The sequence below is a fragment of the Mycobacterium riyadhense genome, assembly GCF_963853645.1.
Taxonomy (GTDB): domain Bacteria; phylum Actinomycetota; class Actinomycetes; order Mycobacteriales; family Mycobacteriaceae; genus Mycobacterium; species Mycobacterium riyadhense.
On sequence record NZ_OY970456.1, the window covers coordinates 1,380,705 to 1,398,272 of the forward strand.

Below are 17,568 nucleotides of genomic sequence, written 5' to 3' on the forward strand. Positions count from 1 at the left end.
CGTGCCGAGCTCTCGCACCCCGCTGGTCGCCATGGTTGGCGGCGGTCAACTTGCCCGGATGACTCATCAAGCCGCGATCGCGCTCGGGCAGAACCTGCGCGTGTTGGCTAATGCACCCGATGACGCCGCCGCACAGGTCACTCCCAACGTCGTGATCGGCTCGCATGCCGACCTCGAGGACTTGCGTCGAGTTGCGGCCGGAGCCGACGCGCTGACCTTCGACCATGAGCATGTCCCAACCGAGCTGCTGGAGAAGCTGGTCGCCGAGGGCGTCAACGTGGCGCCGCCGCCGCAGGCCCTGATGCACGCTCAGGACAAGCTCCACATGCGCCGACGGCTGGAGGCCCTGGGTGCGGCGGTACCCCGCTACGCCGAGATCCAAAGCATCGACGAACTTGATGCCTTCGCGCAGCGCATAGCCGGACCCGTTGTCGTGAAAGCTGTCCGCGGCGGTTACGACGGGCGCGGGGTGAGGATGGCCCGCGATCCTTTGCACGCCCGCGAAATCGCGGCCACCTTCCTGGCCGATGGGGTGCCGGTGATGGCCGAGGAACAGGTGAACCTGCGCCGCGAATTGTCGGCGCTGGTGGCGCGCTCGCCGTTCGGCCAGGGTGCCGTCTGGCCGGTAGTGGAGACGGTGCAGCGACCGTCATTACGGACAGAAGCTTCTCCAACCCGCTGATCCAGGCGCGGATGGTGGCAGCGTCGTAGACGTCGGTGCGATATTCCGCCACGCCACTGATTCCTGCGGGGAGACCGGCGTCAGTGAATTTTTCAGTGAGAGACAACACCAAGTCCATCCGCGCCACACGGGTGTGCAGCGGGACAGCGGTGATTTTCAGATCGTCCAACACCCACTTGGCGGACTGGGTGTTGTGCCAGACCAAGATCACTTGACGCAGCGGCGTATGGCTCGGCGACGGGGTGGGATTGAGCAACTCGACTAGAACACCGAACGGCACGTCCTGGCGATCGAACGCCGCCAAGGTGCGCCTCCGCACCTGGTCCAGCAGTTGCGCAAAGGTAGGGTTATCGCCTATTTCCGTGCGCAGCACCATGCTGTTGGAGAAGGCACCGACCAAGTCGTCCAGCATCGGGTGGTTACGCCCGGCAACGTTGATTCCGATGGGAATATCGTTGCTGCCGCTGAGTTCGGACAGCAGTGCGGCCAGTGCCGCATGGACAACCATGAAGCTGGTCGCGCGATGGTCGCGCGCCAGCCGGGCTATCTGGACGTGCAGTGTCGTGGGCAAGTGCACTGCGACCGTATCGCCGCGGTAGTCGGCGACTGGCGGGTAGGGACGGTCGGTGGGCAATTCGAGTCGCTCCGGGATACCGGCGAGCGCATTCTCCCAATACTGCAGTTGCGTCCCGACGACGCTTTCGGGGTCGGCGGGATCACCCAGGTAGTCGCGTTGCCACAGGGCGTAATCGGCGTATTGGACGGGTAGTGGGACCCAGGTTGGGGCACGCCCGGCGCGACGACTGCGGTAAGCAGCGTCCAGATCGGATGCCAGTGGGGCCAGCGACCCGCCATCGGCGGCAATGTGATGCAAGGTGATGGCCAATACGTGTTCGTCGCGGGCGACGCGATAAAGCTGGGCGCGCAGTGGGATCTGGGTGGACAAATCGAAGATGGCGCTGGCATGTGCGGTCAGGGATTGGTGGAGCCGCTCGCCGGACCATCCGGCGGCGTCGATGATTCGCCAGCCCATGTCCGCGCGTTCGGCGGGCAAAACGACTTGGTGCAACGCGCCGTCGACGGCGGCGACGACGGTGCGCAACGTCTCGTGGCGGTTCACCACGTCGGCCAGTGCGTGGCCTAACGCGCCAACATCGAGCTCGCCGCGCAGCCGCAGCGCCAAGGGTATGTGGTAGATCGGGGCATCGGGCGCCAGATGGTGCATATCCCACATCCGTTGCTGTGCGTAGGAAAGTGGGATGTGTTGTGGTCGGGGCCGGGGGGTGAGGGGGGTTTGTGGTTGGTGTGTGGGTTGGGTGGTGATCCAGTGGGCTAGTTGGGCGACGGTGGGTGATTCGAAGATGACGCGGATGGGGACTTCGGTGGCGAGTTCGGTTCGGATGCGTGCGATGAGTCGGGTTGCTGATAGGGAGTGTCCGCCGAGGTCGAAGAAGTTGTCGTTGATGCCGATGGGTGTGATGTTGAGGGTTTCGCTAAAGAGTGTGGTCAGGGTGTGTTCGTGGGGGTTGCGGGGGGCTTGGTAGGTGGTGGTGGTGAGGAATTCGGGGGCTGGGAGGGCGTGTCGGTCGAGTTTGCCGTTGACGGTGAGTGGTAGCGAGTCGAGGACCATGATCGTTGCGGGGACCATGTAGGGGGGTAGTTGGGTGGCGGCGAATTGGCGCAGTTGGGTGCTGAGCTGGGCGGTGGCGGGGTCGTTGACGTAGTCGGTGATGGGTCCGACGGGGTGCGCGGGCAGGTAGACGTCGGTGAGTGCGGTGGTGGTGGTGCGGGTGTAGATGAGGTCGATCAGTCCGGGGGTGGGTGAGTAGGTGATGGTGGTGGTGTAGCCCAGTTGCTGGCCCAGCTGACGGCATTGGTGGGGCAGCACGGCGTCGGGGGGTGGTGGGGTGGCTAGTTGGTGCAGGGGGGTGTGATCGGCGGCGTGATGGAGGGCGTGTGCGGTGGTCACGTCGGTCCATATGCCGGCGTGGGGGATTCCGGTGATGCGTAGTGCGTTGGGTTGGTGGGATTGCAGGTGCTGGCCGAGTGCGGTGAGGTCGTGCCAGCGTTGCCAGGGGTGGGTGGGTAGCTGCGCCAGGGACTGGGCGGTGGTGGGGGCTTTGCGCAGGATGACGTCGTAGCGGTAGTTGCTGAGTTCGTTGACCGCGTGCATCGGTTTGAGCTGGATATCGATGGCGGCGATGTCGGGGATGTGGCGGGTTGCTGCGGTGAAGAAGTCGGGTGCGAGCAGCAGTTCGTGTTGGGTGAGCAGGTCGCGGCGGAGCCGTTGGCGGATCGTCGCGGTGGGCGCTTGGGGGGTGTCGGCGCGGGCGATGGCGGTGCTGAGGGCAGGCTGCAGGGTCAGGTTGCGGATGTCGCCGAGGAAGAGTGCCCCGCCGGGGGTCAGCAGCTGCAGTGCTGCGGTGAGGACGTCGAGCAGGTAGGCGGCGCTGGGGAAGTATTGGACGACGGAGTTGAGGATGACGACGTCGAAGTGGTTGTGGGGTAGGCCGTCGGTGGCGTCGGCGGGTTGGACTCGTAGCTGCACGCGCTGGCCCCAGGGTTGGGTGGCCAGTGCGTGGCGCAGGGTGTCGATGGTGGGGGCCGAGAAGTCGGTGGCCCAGTATTCGGCGCAGCGGGGGGCCAGCTGGCTCAACAGCAGCCCGGAGCCCACCCCGATTTCGAGCACCCGCTGTGGGGCCAATCCGCCGATGCGGTCCACGGCGGCCGCGCGCCATTGCTGCATGTGCTCGAGTGGGATGGGCTGGCCGGTGTAGCTGCTGTTCCAGCCCGTGAAGTCGTCGCCCAGTTCGGTTGAGGCGGTGGGTTGCAGCGCGCCGGAGTACAGGTCGTCGTAGATGCCTTGCCACTGTTGGATCAGGGGGGTTTCGCGGTCGGGTTCGCGGGCCAAGGCGGCGTGGCGGTCGCGTACCACGTAGGCCACCAACTGTTGGTCGCTGGCGTCGCGGGCGTGGTGGGCGACGACGGCTGCTTGGGCGATGTGGGGATGGGTGGCCAGCACCGACTCGATCTCGGCGGGTTCGATGCGGTAGCCGCGGATCTTGACCTGTTCGTCGGCGCGTCCGACGAACTGCAGCTGTCCGTCGGCGGTCCAGCGCACCAGGTCTCCGGTGCGATACATCCGTGTTCCGTAACCGCCGAACGGGCATGCCACGAACCGGGATGCGGTCAACCCGGCCCGGCCCACATACCCATAGCCCACCCCGGCCCCGGCCACATACAACTCACCGGCCACACCCACGGGCACCGGATGCAACCCCGTATCCAACACGAACAACGCCGCTCCCGGCACCGGTGACCCGATCGGCACCACACCCGAACCCGCCACCAACCGCGTCGTGGCCACATACATCGTCGTCTCCGACGGGCCGTATTGATTGATCATCACCCGCCCCGGGGCCCACCGATCCACCACCTCGGGCGGGCACGCTTCACCACCGACGACCAGCGTCACCGACTCCAAACCCTGCGTTGGCAACACCGCTGCCGCTGAGGGGGTTTGGCTGACCACGTCAATGCGCTCGCAGACCAGTAATCTGTGTAACTCTGCTGGTGAGCGGGTCAGCGTTTCGGGCACCACGACCAGCCGCCCGCCGTGCAGCAGCGCGCCCCAGATCTCCCACACCGAGAAATCGAAACCGTAGGAATGGCACTGGCTCCATGCCTGGCCCGCTGTTGGGGTGAACAGGGCCGGTGTGGCGAGCAACTGGGCGATGTTGTGGTGGCTGATGGCCACGCCCTTCGGGGTCCCCGTAGTGCCGGAGGTGTAGACGAGGTAGGCGATGTCTTCGGCGCTAGGTGGTTCAGCCTGCGCGGCCACGCTGTGTGTATCGGTGGGCGTCTCGGCGACGTCGATGACCACCACGTCGTGCCCAGCCAACCGCTCGCGTAGGCCAGCGGTGCTCAGCGCCACCCTCGGGGCGGCATCGGCGAGCATGAACCCGATGCGGACATCCGGAAGTGCCGGATCGATCGCCAGATACGCCGCCCCCGACTTGAGTACCGCCAAAATCGCGATCACCGCATCAGCCGACCGCTCAAACAACAACGCCACCACATCACCACGACCTATGCCGCGCCCAACCAACACCTGCGCAAGCCGATCAGCGGCCCCGTCAAGCTCGCGATAGTTCAACGTCACGCCGTTGAACGTCAACGCCGGCGCACCCGGAGTGCGAGCCACCTGCGCGGCAAACAAGTTTGGGACCGACGATGACGGAGCTGTGGTGCATGTCAATGCGGCGCGGTTACCCCAACCGTCCAGAAGGGTCTGCTTATGCTCTTCAGGCGGCGAAGTCGCCTCCAGGCGAGCGCCTGCCACGGCTATGCCGCTTCCATCGTCGACAAAACCATCAACACCTGAGCTCCCCAAGTCGCCGCGTGAAGAATCAACCAACGTGGCATACCGCGGCACACCAAAGTCGCACAACCGCCCGCGCAAAACGCTCACAGTTGCCGTAGCACAATAATGCTGCATACATAATTTGCAATATGCAATAGTGTGTGAGCTAGTAGGCGTGGCTCGGGTCAGTGCTTGCGCACCACTGTCTATGGCTCGCCCGGATTCCATACGTGATGTCCAGGTGGTCGTCGTGGACTTCGACCGTTGAAGATCCCGTGATGTCGGTTCCCCTGGGCGACGCGACACTCAACCCACGTACACGACATGCAGGGCGAGGTCGCCGTGGCTTGAGTTTCGAGCATTTTGACGGGAGGAGCCTGGATTACTTAACGCCGTTCGCTGCCCAGAGCGCGGCGAGCGACAGCCCCGCCCGGTGCAGCAGGGAGCGCAGCAGCGGCAGGCTCAGGCCGATCACGTTCGACGGATCGCCCTCAACACCGTCGATGAACCAGCCGCCGAGGCCGTCCAGGGTGAACCCTCCGGCCATGCGCAGGGGTTCCCCGCTGGCCAAGTATGCCTCCAGGTCTGCGGCCGAAGGTGACCCGAAATGGACTGTGGTAATTGAGGTTTCAGCCTCATGGTTGACGGTTCTATTGTCCAGCAACCGGATAACGCAATGCCCGGTATAGAGCTGTCCGGCGCGGCCGGCCATCGAACGCCATTGGTGGCGTGCGTCATCGACCGACTGCGGCTTTCCGCACAATCGGCCATCGATGTAGAGCAACGAATCACAGCCAACAACAACGCAATCCGCGGCGACAATGCTCTGCGGACCACCTAACGTTCCCGTCACCTGCGCGGCCTTGGCCAGGGCCAGAGCCGACACCACCTCGGCTGGCGAAGCATCCGGTCCTAGGTCGGCGGTGACGATATGCTCGTCGACGCCGGAGACGATCACCAGCGGGTCGATGCCTGCCTGGCGAAGAACCTTGAGCCGACCGAGGGAGGCGGACCCGAGCACCAGCCGGGTCATCGGCGCATATGCGTCAATTCCTGCAGGGTGATGCGCTGCCAGCTGAAGACGGGGTACCGCAACTTGTCGACCGGCAACCCCCACCGCGCGGGCTCGGGCGCGGGGGGCGGGGGCGGGCCGCTGATGCTGCCCAACACCGCGATCAGCGCGGCCAACTCCTGATCGCTCGGGTGTCCCTTGAGGATCTCGATGTGCGGCTCGTGCGGGTATTGCAGCTGGTCGGTCATAGGGGGATGTTCCCGTGTTTCTTGGGCGGGGTCTGGGCGATCTTGCGTTCGAGCAGGCGCAGCGCCGTACCGATGTAGCCGCGGGTGTACGACGGCGGGATCACCGCGTCGACGTATCCGCGTTCGGCGGCGACGTACGGATTGACCAGCGTGTCCTCGTATTCCTGCTGCAGCTGCAGCCGCAGCGCATCAACGTCCTCGCCGTTGCGGGCGGCCTCGGCCAGTTGTTGGCGGTAGACGAAGCCGACGGCGCCGGAGGCGCCCATCACCGCGATCTGCGCGGTCGGCCAGGCCAGGTTGACGTCGCAGCCCATGTCTTTGGAACCCATCACGCAGTACGCGCCGCCGTAGGCCTTGCGGGTGATGACGGTGATCTTGGGGACGGTGGCCTCGCCGTAGGCGTAGAGCAGCTTGGCGCCGCGCCGGATGATGCCGTTGTACTCCTGGCCAGTGCCCGGCAAAAACCCCGGAACGTCCACCAGCATCACGATCGGGATGTTGAAGCAGTCGCAGGTCCGCACGAACCGCGCCGCCTTCTCCGAGGCGTCGATGTCCAGGCAGCCGGCGAAGTGCGTCGGCTGGTTGGCGACGATGCCCACCGGCCGACCCTCGACGCGGCCGAATCCCACCACGACGTTCTGGGCGTAACCCGCTTGTATTTCCAGGAATTCGTCCTCGTCGAGGATGCGGGTGATCACCTCGTGCATGTCGTAGGGCTGATTCGGCGAGTCCGGGATCAGCGTGTCCAGCTCGAGGTCTTCCTCGGTCAGGTTTTCCTCAATGGGCCCAGTAGGCAGCGCGACTTGGTACCGCGGTGGGTCGGTGGCATTGTTGGGCGGCAGGTAGCTCAGCAGCTCGCGAACATAGTCAAAAGCGTCCTGCTCACCGGATGCGACGTAGTGGGCCGTCCCCGACTTGGCCATGTGGGTGTGGGCGCCGCCGAGTTCCTCCATGGTGACGTCCTCGCCGGTGACGGTCTTGATGACGTCGGGTCCGGTGATGAACATCTGACTGGTCTGGTCGACCATGATCACGAAATCGGTCAGCGCGGGAGAGTAGACGTGACCGCCGGCGGCGGCACCCATGATCAACGAGATCTGCGGGACGACGCCCGAGGCCAGGATGTTGTTGCGAAAGATCCGGCTGTAGAGGCCCAGCGAGACGACGCCCTCCTGGATCCGCGCGCCCGCGCCGTCGTTGATGCCGATGAGAGGTCGGCCGGTCTTGATCGCAAGTTCTTGAACCTTGACGATCTTCTCGCCGTAAACCTCACCCAGGCTGCCGCCGAATACCGTGGCGTCCTGGCTGAAGATGCACACGTCGCGGCCGTCGATGGTGCCGTAGCCGGTGACCACGCCATCGCCGAGCGGGCGGTTGTTTTCCAGCCCGAAGTTGGTGCTGCGGTGCTTGGCCAACGCGTCGAGTTCGACGAACGAATCCTCGTCGAGCAGCGCGTAGATGCGCTCGCGCGCCGTGAGCTTGCCCTTGGCGTGGACCTTGTCGACGGCGGCCTCACCCATCGGATGCAGCGACTCTTCCCTGCGCTTGTGCAGTTCCGCCAGCTTGCCGGCGGTGGTGTGAATATCGACGATGTGCTCGGTGGACCGCTCTGCGGAATGAGCCGAGCGGTCGCTAACGCTTGTCATGGGAGTCGATGTTATCGGCCAGCCGCCATACCGCCGTCTTTAGGCTGGTGCGATGGACCGCAATCAGCTCCGGCTGCCACTGGACGAGCGCTCACTGCGCGACGAGCTGATCGGCACGGGTGCGCGTTGGCGGCAACTCGACGTCGTAACCGAGACCGGCTCCACCAACGCCGATCTGCTGGCACGAGCGGCATCGGGCGCCGACATCGATGGGGCGGTGCTGATTGCCGAGCACCAGACCGCTGGGCGTGGCCGTCATGGCCGCAGCTGGTCGGCCGCTGCACGGGCGCAGATCACCCTGTCGGCCGGGGTGCGTGTGGATGATGTTCCCACGGCCGCATGGGGCTGGTTGTCGCTGGCCGCGGGTCTGGCGGTGGTCGACTCGGTGGCCGCGGTGACCACGGTCGAAGCGGGCCTGAAGTGGCCCAACGATGTGCTGGCCGGTGGCGGCAAGCTGGCGGGAATCCTGACCGAGGTCGCGCAACCGTTCGCGGTCGTCGGCATCGGGCTCAACGTCACGCAGTCCCCGGAGGAGGTTGGCGATCCCGGGGCAACCTCACTTCTGGACCAAGGCGTGACGGCACCCGATCGGGACGTCCTGGTCCGCAGGCTGCTGCGCGAGCTCGGGGAGCGGATCACCGACTGGCGGGCCGCGCGCGGAGCCGACGCCCAGCTGGCAGCCGACTATCGGGCCCGCAGCCTGACCATCGGGTCACGGGTCTGTGCCCAGCTTCCCGGCGGACAGGATGTCGTCGGGATCGCGCGTGACATCGACGAGCAAGGCCGGCTGTGCCTAGAGACCTGGGAGGGCGACCAGGCGCGAACCGTGATCGTTTCGGCCGGTGACGTGGTGCATTTGCGGGGCTAAGGTCGCGAACATGAGCTATCCCGACAATGCCCTGGCCGCCGGCGAGCAGGTGGTCCTGCATCGTCATCCGCACTGGAAGCGCCTGATCTGGCCGGTGGTCGCGCTGATCCTGGTAACCGGGCTGGCCGCATTGGGCTCTGGGTTCGTCAACTCGACGCACTGGCAGCAGCTCGCCAAGAACATCATCTACGGCGTGATCTGGGGCATCTGGTTGGTGATCGTCGGCTGGCTTACCCTGTGGCCGTTCTTGAGCTGGCTGACCACGCATTTCGTGGTGACCAACCGGCGCGTGATGTATCGGCACGGGGTGCTGACCCGAAGCGGGATCGACATCCCGCTGGCGCGGATCAACAGCGTGGAGTTTCGGGACAAGATTCTCGAACGGATGTTTCGCACCGGAACGCTGATTATCGAGTCCGCGTCACAAGATCCGTTGGAGTTCTACAACATTCCGCGTCTGCGCGAAGTGCACGCGCTGCTGTATCACGAAGTCTTCGACACGCTGGGCTCGGAGGAGTCACCCAGCTGAGCGTATCGGCTAGCCCGGCTGCGCCACGCCCGCAACAGCGTGACGTTGCCATCTTCCAAGCCGCCCTCCAAGACGTCCTCGAAGACTTCGGCGATACCGCCGGCGGTGAGGGCCGATTCCAGCGCCTTGTCGGGGTTGCGAGCGAACTGGTCGGGGAACACCCAGCGCCGAAACGCCCAGAAGCGGAACGCCATCTGCAGCAGGTTGCCGATGATGTAGGCCGAAAGGAAGTCGGCGAGGTTCTCCACGGTCAGTGACACCGTCGGCACCCGCAGCTGCAGGACGTAGCTGGAGAACCACAGCGGCGCCATGCTCAGCAGCACTCCGACGCCGCTGAACGCGAAGAACAGCAGCGCCTCGTGATGGCGCTCGCGGCCGCCACGATCCCGGAAGCTCCACTCCCGGTTCAGCACGTAGGACGCGATGACCGCGACGATGCCGGCGATCACCTTGGCGGTCACCGGTTTGGGCTCGAGAATTGTGAGCTTCAGCGTGTAGAAAATTGCCGAGTCGATGATGAATGTGGTGCCGCCGACAATGGCAAACTTGATCAGTTCGTGATGGCGCAGTGCAAAGGGTTGGACCACCCCGGGAAGACGCGCAATCGTGGCATCGGCAAAGGACACAACCACTCAGTGTACGGACGTACGCAAAATCGACGCAAAATGGTCGATAACAAACGGGTCGCCTAGCCGCTAAACACGCCGGTCAAGCGCCATGACAACATGAGGGCGTGCCGAGCTCTCGCACCCCGCTGGTCGCCATGGTTGGCGGCGGTCAACTTGCCCGGATGACTCATCAAGCCGCGATCGCGCTCGGGCAGAACCTGCGCGTGTTGGCTAATGCACCCGATGACGCCGCCGCACAGGTCACTCCCAACGTCGTGATCGGCTCGCATGCCGACCTCGAGGACTTGCGTCGAGTTGCGGCCGGAGCCGACGCGCTGACCTTCGACCATGAGCATGTCCCAACCGAGCTGCTGGAGAAGCTGGTCGCCGAGGGCGTCAACGTGGCGCCGCCGCCGCAGGCCCTGATGCACGCTCAGGACAAGCTCCACATGCGCCGACGGCTGGAGGCCCTGGGTGCGGCGGTACCCCGCTACGCCGAGATCCAAAGCATCGACGAACTTGATGCCTTCGCGCAGCGCATAGCCGGACCCGTTGTCGTGAAAGCTGTCCGCGGCGGTTACGACGGGCGCGGGGTGAGGATGGCCCGCGATCCTTTGCACGCCCGCGAAATCGCGGCCACCTTCCTGGCCGATGGGGTGCCGGTGATGGCCGAGGAACAGGTGAACCTGCGCCGCGAATTGTCGGCGCTGGTGGCGCGCTCGCCGTTCGGCCAGGGTGCCGTCTGGCCGGTAGTGGAGACGGTGCAGCGCGACGGCATCTGTGTGCTGGTGATCGCGCCGGCGCCGGAGCTGCCCGACGAGACGGCGTCGGCGGCGCAGCAGCTGGCGTTGCGCGTGGCGGCCGAACTCGGGGTCATCGGTGTGCTTGCCGTTGAGCTGTTCGAGACCGCCGACGGCGCATTGCTGGTCAACGAACTCGCGATGCGCCCGCACAACTCGGGGCACTGGACCATGGACGGGGCCCGGACCAGCCAGTTCGAGCAGCATCTGCGCGCGGTGCTGGACTACCCGCTCGGCGATACCGACGCCATCGCGCCGGTCACGGTCATGGCCAATGTGCTGGGCGCCGCGCAACCGCCGGCGATGTCTCTCGATGAGCGGTTGCACCATCTCTTCGCGCGGATGCCCGACGCTCGTGTTCATCTCTATGGCAAGGCCGAGCGTCCCGGCCGCAAGGTGGGGCACATCAACTTTCTCGGCGACGATGTTGGCAAGTTGCGAGAACGCGCCGAGCTGGCGGCGCACTGGTTGTCGCATGCGCAGTGGCGCGCCGGCGACGATGCAGAGCAAAAGAGCGATGTGGGGGCACCTCCCGCTTGCGGGGGAGAGGAGCGGCGCTAAATGCCTGACGGATGGGATCCACATGACTAAACAGGCCGCTCGGGTCGGCGTGATCATGGGCAGCGACAGCGACTGGTCGGTGATGCAGGACGCGGCCGCCGCATTGGCCGAGTTCGATATCCCGATGGAGGTTCGGGTGGTTTCGGCGCATCGCACGCCCGCGGTCATGTTCGACTACGCCCGCGGCGCGGCCGATCGCGGCCTCGAGGTGATCATCGCCGGGGCCGGCGGTGCCGCACACCTGCCCGGCATGGTCGCCTCGGCCACGCCGCTGCCGGTGATCGGCGTGCCGGTGCCGCTGGCGCGCCTCGACGGCCTCGATTCGCTGTTGTCGATCGTGCAGATGCCGGCCGGTGTTCCGGTGGCCACGGTGTCCATCGGCGGCGCCCGCAACGCCGGCCTGCTGGCCGTGCGGATGTTGGGATCGTCGGACCCGGAACTGCGTGCCCGAATCGTGGCGTTTCAGGACCAGCTGGCCGAGACGGTCCGCGCCAAGGATGCGGCGCTACAGCAGCTGCACGGTAAATTGACCGGCGAGTCGTCGATCGCGAGCGCGGCGCAGCCGGGCGAAGCGGGTCGGCGACATTAGAGTCAGCAAGGAGGCCAACATGGCTGGATGGGCCGGAAACCCGTCATTCGATTTGTTCCAACTGCCCGAGGAGCACCAAGAGCTGCGGGCGGCGATTCGGGCGTTGGCGGAAAAGGAGATCGCTCCACACGCCGCCGATGTCGACGAGAACTCCCGGTTCCCGCAGGAGGCCCTGGACGCGCTGAACGCCTCGGGTTTCAACGCCGTGCACGTTCCCGAGGAATACGGCGGCCAGGGTGCGGACTCGGTGGCGGCGTGCATCGTCATCGAGGAGGTGGCCCGCGTCGATGCGTCGGCCTCGTTGATCCCCGCGGTGAACAAGCTGGGCACCATGGGCCTGATCCTGCGCGGGTCCGAGGAGTTGAAGAAGCAGGTGCTGCCGCAGCTCGCCGACGGCACCGCGATGGCCTCGTACGCCCTCAGCGAGCGGGAGGCCGGCTCGGACGCGGCGTCGATGCGGACCCGGGCCAAGGCCGACGGTGACGACTGGATTATCAACGGCGCCAAATGCTGGATCACCAACGGCGGCAAGTCATCCTGGTACACCGTAATGGCGGTGACCGATCCCGACCGGGGCGCCAATGGAATTTCGGCGTTCATGGTGCACAAGGACGACGAGGGCTTCGTCGTCGGCCCCAAGGAACGCAAGCTGGGTATCAAGGGCTCGCCCACCACCGAGCTGTACTTCGAAAACTGCCGGATTCCCGGCGATCGGATCATCGGCGAGCCGGGCACCGGGTTCAAGACGGCGCTGGCCACCCTGGATCACACCCGCCCGACCATTGGCGCGCAGGCGGTCGGCATCGCCCAGGGGGCATTGGATGCCGCGATCGCCTACACCAAGGACCGCAAGCAGTTCGCTCAAGCGATCAGTGATTTTCAGGCCGTGCAATTCATGCTCGCCGATATGGCGATGAAGGTGGAGGCCGCGCGGTTGATGGTCTACTCCGCCGCCGCGCGCGCCGAGCGCGGCGAACCCAACCTCGGGTTCATCTCCGCAGCGTCGAAGTGCCTGGCCTCCGACGTGGCCATGGAGGTCACCACCGACGCGGTGCAGCTGTTTGGGGGAGCCGGCTATACCGTCGACTTCCCGGTCGAGCGGATGATGCGCGACGCCAAGATCACCCAGATCTACGAGGGCACCAATCAGATCCAGCGCGTGGTGATGTCGCGAGCGCTGCTGCGCTGAGTCGACTACCCAACCGGCTCGGGCGCTCGGCGACCGGAAATCATGATCAGCGGCGAATTGACGATGCGACTGGCGTCCTTGTCGATGAGATCAACGCAGTCGACGAGGTCGCGCGCGTCGGCGAGATCGATGGAGCGGCCGGCGATCCAGGTACGGAAGATTGCCAGGTTGACACCTCGCAAGAATCGCGGCATCGCATACCTTCCTACAAACTCCTGCGCGTCTTCGAAGATCGCGCTGCGATCCGCGTCGGTGACCAGCAGCGGCCCACCCGGTTTGAGCACCCGAAAGCACTCGGCGAGCCCGGTTTCGCGCGACGTCCAGTGCTTGATGGAGCCATAGCTGATCACGCCGTCGAAAGCGTGGTCGCCGAACGGGAGCCGGGTTGCGTCACCCAGTTGGAAGCGGACGCGATCGGCGTAGTTACGCATGCGCTTCGTGGCACGTTCAATCTGTGGCTGCGAGAGATCAAGGCCGACGATGTGCAAATCGGGCCGCTGATCAGCGATGTAATTCGTGAAAAGACCACCGCCCGATCCCACGTCCAGGACATGGGCGCCCGTCGGCAAGTGCGCTAGAAAGCGTTCGTCGATGACGGGGTGTGATGGGAAGACGGCCGGTGCCACGAATGTCTCGTACATCCACGCATGTAGCCGCGTGTAGGTCGCGGTGATGTCGTTGAAAGGCGCAATCGGCATGCCGGCGATGTTAACGGGTGTCAAGTGGCGTCGGGGCCGGTTTGACGCTAATGGGCCTCCGCGTCAACAGGGGGAATGAGGCCGTCCTGGGTCACCTCTAGCACATGAGCCGTCGCGAGATCGAAGAACATACCGACGACGTATAGCGCGCCGGACGCCACTGCGGGGGCCAGGATCTCGTGGTGGGTGAGCCTTTCCACCTGTACGGCCACGTTCACGATCGCCAGCCGGTCCACTTCGCTGAAGCCGTTGCTGGTGGCGCTCGCGCGCGCCGGATGGTCATCGTGGTAGGCGGCCAGACTGTCGTTCGCATGCTCAAGCCAGCGGTCCATCGGAGTCGCCGCTTGGTCCGTCGACTTCTCCAGCAACGCCCTCATGGCGTCGCACGACGAATGGCCGCAGACGACCACCGAACTCACGCCGAGCTTGTTGACCGCGAAGTCGAGCGCGGCGTCCACCGAACGTTCGGTCGGATCGATCGGTACCAGGTTGCCAACGTTGCGGACGATGTAGAGGTCACCCGGTCGACTGGCGGTGATGACATCGGGCAGAATTCGCGAGTCGGCACACGTCAGGAACAACGTGTCCGGATTGGGCGAATCGGCCAGGCCGGAGACGTGGCGGTGCAGCGCGTCGACACCGTTGCGGTGGTATTCGGCAATGCCGTGGCGAATCGGGGATTCGGTGTTGTCGCGAGCATGGTCACGCCGGGATGGCCAGGGCACCGCGCGCAGCGACCGGGGCGTGTAGTGGCGCTTCGGCGGACCACTGTGCGCGCTATGCAGGTTCGCGGGCGACGTTTCAACGATGGCTACCGAGCCGCCGGTCGCCTCGTGGCCAGCTTTCCAGTCCGAAATTGCTTCGGAAATGGAGTGATCGATGTAGTCCGCGTTGAGGCTTAGCGTCACGTCCGTGCCTCGCGGAAGCGTCGAAAGCACGTGGGTAAGGCGGGGCAGGAGCAGGAAGCTGAGCGTGCCGTCTATGTCGACCCGCCAATGCTTTGCTTCCTCGCTCAATGGCTTGGCCTCAATGGGCGCGCGCACAACTCGGACCAACAGGATGGCTACCGCGACAGCAAGTCCGATAGCCACGCCTTCCAACAGGTTGAGGAACACGACGCACACGATGGTGACGACGTAGATCGCAAAATTGCCGGTGCGCCAAGCGAGTTGGATGTGGGCCAGTGTGACGAGCTGGATACCGATCACGATGAGCAGGCCAGCCAGCGCCGCTTTGGGAATGAGTTCCACCAAGTTGGTGAACATGGACGCGAACAGCAGCACCCATACGCCGTGCAGTATCGCCGACATCCGGGTGCGTGCGCCGGCGGCTACGTTGGCCGAGCTGCGCACGATGACGCCGGTGATCGGCAGCCCGCCGAGGAGTCCGGACAGCATGTTCGCGCTGCCCTGTCCGATCATCTCCTTGTTGAAATTGGTGCGCGGGCCGCTGTGCAGCTTGTCGACACCGACCGCACACAGCAGTGATTCGACGCTGGCGATCAGCGCGATCGTGAAGACACCGATGACGATGGCGCTAGTTTCATGCGTCCAGGGCTGCCCTCCGGGGGCAGCGTGGGGAAGATGGGGCAAGCCGATCGCCTCGAAGAAGTTGCCTGAGAGGTCGATCCGCTCGACGTGCAGGTCCACCACCAACGACAGCGCGGTCGCCGCCGCGATCGCCACGAGCGGGCCGGGAATCATGCGCACCTTGGGCGGCAGCTTCGTCCACAGCAACAGAATGACAATGACCGTCCCGCCGACGATCACTTCGTGCAGTTCGTGATTGAGCAGGCCGTTGGGCAACGCCACGATGTTCTGCCAGGCCGAGCTTCGCGACGTACCACCGACCAGGACATGAATTTGCTGCAGCGCGATGGTGATACCGATGCCTGCCAGCATGGCGTGCACCACGACGGGAGCAATCGCCAGCGCGGCGCGAGCCATCCGACTCACGCCGAACAGGATCTGCAATACGCCTGCCGCAATGGTCATCAGGCACACCATTTGCCAACCGAGCTGCTCGATCAGATCGGCGACGACCACCGTGAGGCCCGCGGCCGGGCCACTGACCTGAACCGATGACCCGCCGAATGCTCCGGCGACAATGCCGCCTACCACCGCGGCGATCAAACCGGCGACCAGCGGAGCCCCGGAGGCGATCGCGATACCTAGCGAAAGCGGCAGTGCGACAAGGAACACGACAAGCGATGCGGGAAAGTCGTGTCGCAGATTCGCCAGGATCCACCGAGCTCCAGACTGGGGCGCATCGGGGTAGGTCTTGGCAACGGTGCTCATACATTGACTCCTTGGAACCGGTCAGAAGGTCGTCGGCGGCGATCCGCTATGAGCTGACGACCGTTCATGACCGGCGTGACTGTGGTGTTTCAAGCGACATCGAACAAAATTGCGGGACAGCAAACAAATGCAGCCCGCAAGACCCACCTAGGGAAATCCTCCTCGCTCTCCGCATTGGTTCGATGAATCCGAGTAGGCATTCATGGGCAATTCAAAGGAAAGCCATCCCTGGCCATCAGGGTTTGCCCAGAAAGAGAATGTTGTGTTCACCTGCGGCGGGCGGGGGATCGGTGACCACGGCGTCAAAGGTCGAGTAACGCGCTGGGGTGCGGATCACCGTGATGGCGTTGGCGCCGCTGCCGACTTGCAGCGCGAGGTCGTTCTCGGCAAAGAGCGGGGTCTCGACAACCTGTTTCCAGGTATGGGCTAGGCAAGCCATCAGGCCGTTGTCCTGCAACAGCTCGACCCATTCGGCAGCGGTCTTACTGGCCAATGCCGATTCCAGTTCGTCGGTCAACTCGGGGTAATTGATCGACCGCGCGCGCTGATCGGCGAACCGCTCGTCGTCCAGGAGGTCGGGTCGGCCGATGAGGTGACACAGCCTTTCCCAGTGTTTGGGCACATACGCGCTGATGACGACGTACCCGTCGGCGGCGCGGAACGCGTCCGACGGCTGCGTTGCGAAGCCGACGCCCTTGCGCCGCTTGGTTTTGGGTGCCGGATCTGGCTTGGGCTGATCGGCGGGGCGGTTGAGGTGCATCGTCAGCTGGTTGGCTTGCAGGCCAACCGCGACGTCGTACATGGCGACCCGGACGATGTCGGCGACCCCATGGCGCTCGCGGTTCAGCAGCGCGGCCAGGACCGCCTGAGCCAGCACATGACCGCTGGCGTTATCGACCAGCTGGAACGGGATGATCTGCGGTTTGCCATCCGGGGTGGCCATCCCGGTGGTCATGCCGGCCTCGGCGGCAACCATGAGGTCGATGCCGGGACGGCTGCCGTGTGGGCCGTTGCCGCCGTAGGCCGTCAGTCGGGCGTAGATCAGTTTGGGGTTGCGTGATCGCAAGTCGTCGGGGCCCAGGCCCATCCGTTCCATGGTCCCGGGGCGAAACGCTTCCAGGACCACGTCGGCGGTGTCGGCCAGCCGCAGGATCTGCAGTCTGGCCTCTTCGGTGGTCAGATCCAGCGACACCGACTTCTTGCCGCGGTTGTTGGGCAGAAAGTACGTGGCCAACGGCGGCCGTCCGGGAAGCACCGAGGTAATCCGGCGGGCCGCGTCACCCTCGGGCGCCTCGACCTTGATCACTTCGGCACCCAGATCGGCCAGCACCTGGCCGGCCAGCGGGCCGGCCACGTTCTGGGTGAAGTCGAGTACCCGAAACCCGTCCAGCGGTTTGGCGGCGTGGTTGTTCGGCATCGGCGGGGCCTTTCTGGATCAGGGGCCACTCGTTAGACAGATTAACCACGAGCACTCCCGG

Annotated in this window: 11 protein-coding genes and 3 pseudogenes; 6 read left to right on the plus strand and 8 right to left on the minus strand. The window is 65.1% G+C overall.

Annotation, left to right across the window (positions count from 1 at the left end; translation table 11 throughout):
• Positions 1-31: 31 nt before the first annotated feature.
• Positions 32-646, plus strand: a pseudogene (locus AADZ78_RS06215) (5-(carboxyamino)imidazole ribonucleotide synthase); the annotation flags it as partial.
• A gap of 70 nt (positions 647-716) precedes the next feature.
• Here the strand turns inward: AADZ78_RS06215 and AADZ78_RS06220 are convergent.
• The 4 genes and pseudogenes from AADZ78_RS06220 to AADZ78_RS06235 form a co-directional block, all read right to left on the minus strand.
• Positions 717-5,273, minus strand: a pseudogene (locus tag AADZ78_RS06220) (amino acid adenylation domain-containing protein); the annotation flags it as partial.
• A 154-nt stretch (positions 5,274-5,427) separates the two neighbouring features.
• Entirely contained in the window at positions 5,428-6,078 is a 651-nt protein-coding gene (locus tag AADZ78_RS06225) for a Maf family protein (protein WP_085251018.1), read from the minus strand.
• Positions 6,075-6,287 (minus strand): annotated as a pseudogene (locus AADZ78_RS06230) (acyl-CoA carboxylase subunit epsilon); the annotation flags it as partial. The pseudogene AADZ78_RS06230 and the gene AADZ78_RS06225, both read right to left, overlap by 4 nt.
• A gap of 14 nt (positions 6,288-6,301) precedes the next feature.
• Entirely contained in the window at positions 6,302-7,951 is a 1,650-nt protein-coding gene (locus AADZ78_RS06235; RefSeq protein ID WP_085251016.1) for an acyl-CoA carboxylase subunit beta, read from the minus strand.
• Between the two features lie 52 nt (positions 7,952-8,003).
• On the opposite strand from AADZ78_RS06235, the gene AADZ78_RS06240 reads away from it, so the two are divergent.
• A complete protein-coding gene (locus AADZ78_RS06240; protein WP_085251015.1) occupies positions 8,004-8,819 on the plus strand; it encodes a biotin--[acetyl-CoA-carboxylase] ligase in 816 nt (271 codons plus the stop codon).
• A gap of 10 nt (positions 8,820-8,829) precedes the next feature.
• The gene (locus AADZ78_RS06245) at positions 8,830-9,348 is read left to right on the plus strand and encodes a PH domain-containing protein (protein ID WP_085251014.1); all 519 of its coding nucleotides are present in this window, start codon (positions 8,830-8,832) and stop codon (positions 9,346-9,348) included.
• Here AADZ78_RS06245 and AADZ78_RS06250 read toward each other — a convergent pair.
• Positions 9,303-9,974: a GtrA family protein gene (locus tag AADZ78_RS06250; RefSeq protein ID WP_085251080.1), complete on the minus strand. Its 672-nt coding sequence runs from the start codon at positions 9,972-9,974 to the stop codon at positions 9,303-9,305. The genes AADZ78_RS06245 and AADZ78_RS06250 overlap by 46 nt on opposite strands.
• Before the next feature lie 107 nt (positions 9,975-10,081).
• On the opposite strand from AADZ78_RS06250, the gene AADZ78_RS06255 reads away from it, so the two are divergent.
• The 3 genes from AADZ78_RS06255 to AADZ78_RS06265 are packed head-to-tail and all read left to right on the plus strand — an operon-like array spanning position 10,082 to position 13,095.
• The gene (locus AADZ78_RS06255) at positions 10,082-11,317 is read left to right on the plus strand and encodes a 5-(carboxyamino)imidazole ribonucleotide synthase (protein ID WP_264033470.1); all 1,236 of its coding nucleotides are present in this window, start codon (positions 10,082-10,084) and stop codon (positions 11,315-11,317) included.
• Between the two features lie 22 nt (positions 11,318-11,339).
• Positions 11,340-11,906 (plus strand): 5-(carboxyamino)imidazole ribonucleotide mutase, encoded by a 567-nt coding sequence (gene purE / locus AADZ78_RS06260; protein WP_085251013.1) that lies wholly within the window; start codon positions 11,340-11,342, stop codon positions 11,904-11,906.
• A gap of 19 nt (positions 11,907-11,925) precedes the next feature.
• Positions 11,926-13,095 carry an acyl-CoA dehydrogenase gene (locus AADZ78_RS06265; protein ID WP_085251012.1) on the plus strand — a complete coding sequence of 390 codons (1,170 nt, stop codon included), beginning with the start codon at positions 11,926-11,928 and terminating at the stop codon, positions 13,093-13,095.
• Positions 13,096-13,100: 5 nt separating this feature from the next.
• Here the strand turns inward: AADZ78_RS06265 and AADZ78_RS06270 are convergent, their stop codons facing one another.
• The 3 genes from AADZ78_RS06270 to AADZ78_RS06280 all read right to left on the minus strand — a co-directional run bounded on the left by AADZ78_RS06270 (position 13,101) and on the right by AADZ78_RS06280 (position 17,507).
• Entirely contained in the window at positions 13,101-13,793 is a 693-nt protein-coding gene (locus AADZ78_RS06270) for a class I SAM-dependent methyltransferase (protein WP_085251011.1), read from the minus strand.
• A 47-nt stretch (positions 13,794-13,840) separates the two neighbouring features.
• The gene (locus tag AADZ78_RS06275; RefSeq protein ID WP_085251010.1) at positions 13,841-16,090 is read right to left on the minus strand and encodes a SulP family inorganic anion transporter; all 2,250 of its coding nucleotides are present in this window, start codon (positions 16,088-16,090) and stop codon (positions 13,841-13,843) included.
• Positions 16,091-16,325: 235 nt separating this feature from the next.
• The gene (locus tag AADZ78_RS06280) at positions 16,326-17,507 is read right to left on the minus strand and encodes a CoA transferase (protein WP_085251009.1); all 1,182 of its coding nucleotides are present in this window, start codon (positions 17,505-17,507) and stop codon (positions 16,326-16,328) included.
• Positions 17,508-17,568: the final 61 nt, after the last annotated feature.

Excerpts from the sequence above, each read along its gene's own strand:
- AADZ78_RS06225 (WP_085251018.1), bottom strand. The coding sequence starts at position 6,078 with ATGACCCGGCTGGTGCTCGGGTCCGCCTCCCTCGGTCGGCTCAAGGTT.
- AADZ78_RS06235 (WP_085251016.1), bottom strand. The coding sequence starts at position 7,951 with ATGACAAGCGTTAGCGACCGCTCGGCTCATTCCGCAGAGCGGTCCACC.
- AADZ78_RS06240 (WP_085251015.1), top strand. The coding sequence starts at position 8,004 with ATGGACCGCAATCAGCTCCGGCTGCCACTGGACGAGCGCTCACTGCGC.
- AADZ78_RS06245 (WP_085251014.1), top strand. The coding sequence starts at position 8,830 with ATGAGCTATCCCGACAATGCCCTGGCCGCCGGCGAGCAGGTGGTCCTG.
- purE (WP_085251013.1), top strand. The coding sequence starts at position 11,340 with ATGACTAAACAGGCCGCTCGGGTCGGCGTGATCATGGGCAGCGACAGC.
- AADZ78_RS06265 (WP_085251012.1), top strand. The coding sequence starts at position 11,926 with ATGGCTGGATGGGCCGGAAACCCGTCATTCGATTTGTTCCAACTGCCC.
- AADZ78_RS06270 (WP_085251011.1), bottom strand. The coding sequence starts at position 13,793 with ATGCCGATTGCGCCTTTCAACGACATCACCGCGACCTACACGCGGCTA.
- AADZ78_RS06275 (WP_085251010.1), bottom strand. The coding sequence starts at position 16,090 with ATGAGCACCGTTGCCAAGACCTACCCCGATGCGCCCCAGTCTGGAGCT.
- AADZ78_RS06280 (WP_085251009.1), bottom strand. The coding sequence starts at position 17,507 with ATGCCGAACAACCACGCCGCCAAACCGCTGGACGGGTTTCGGGTACTC.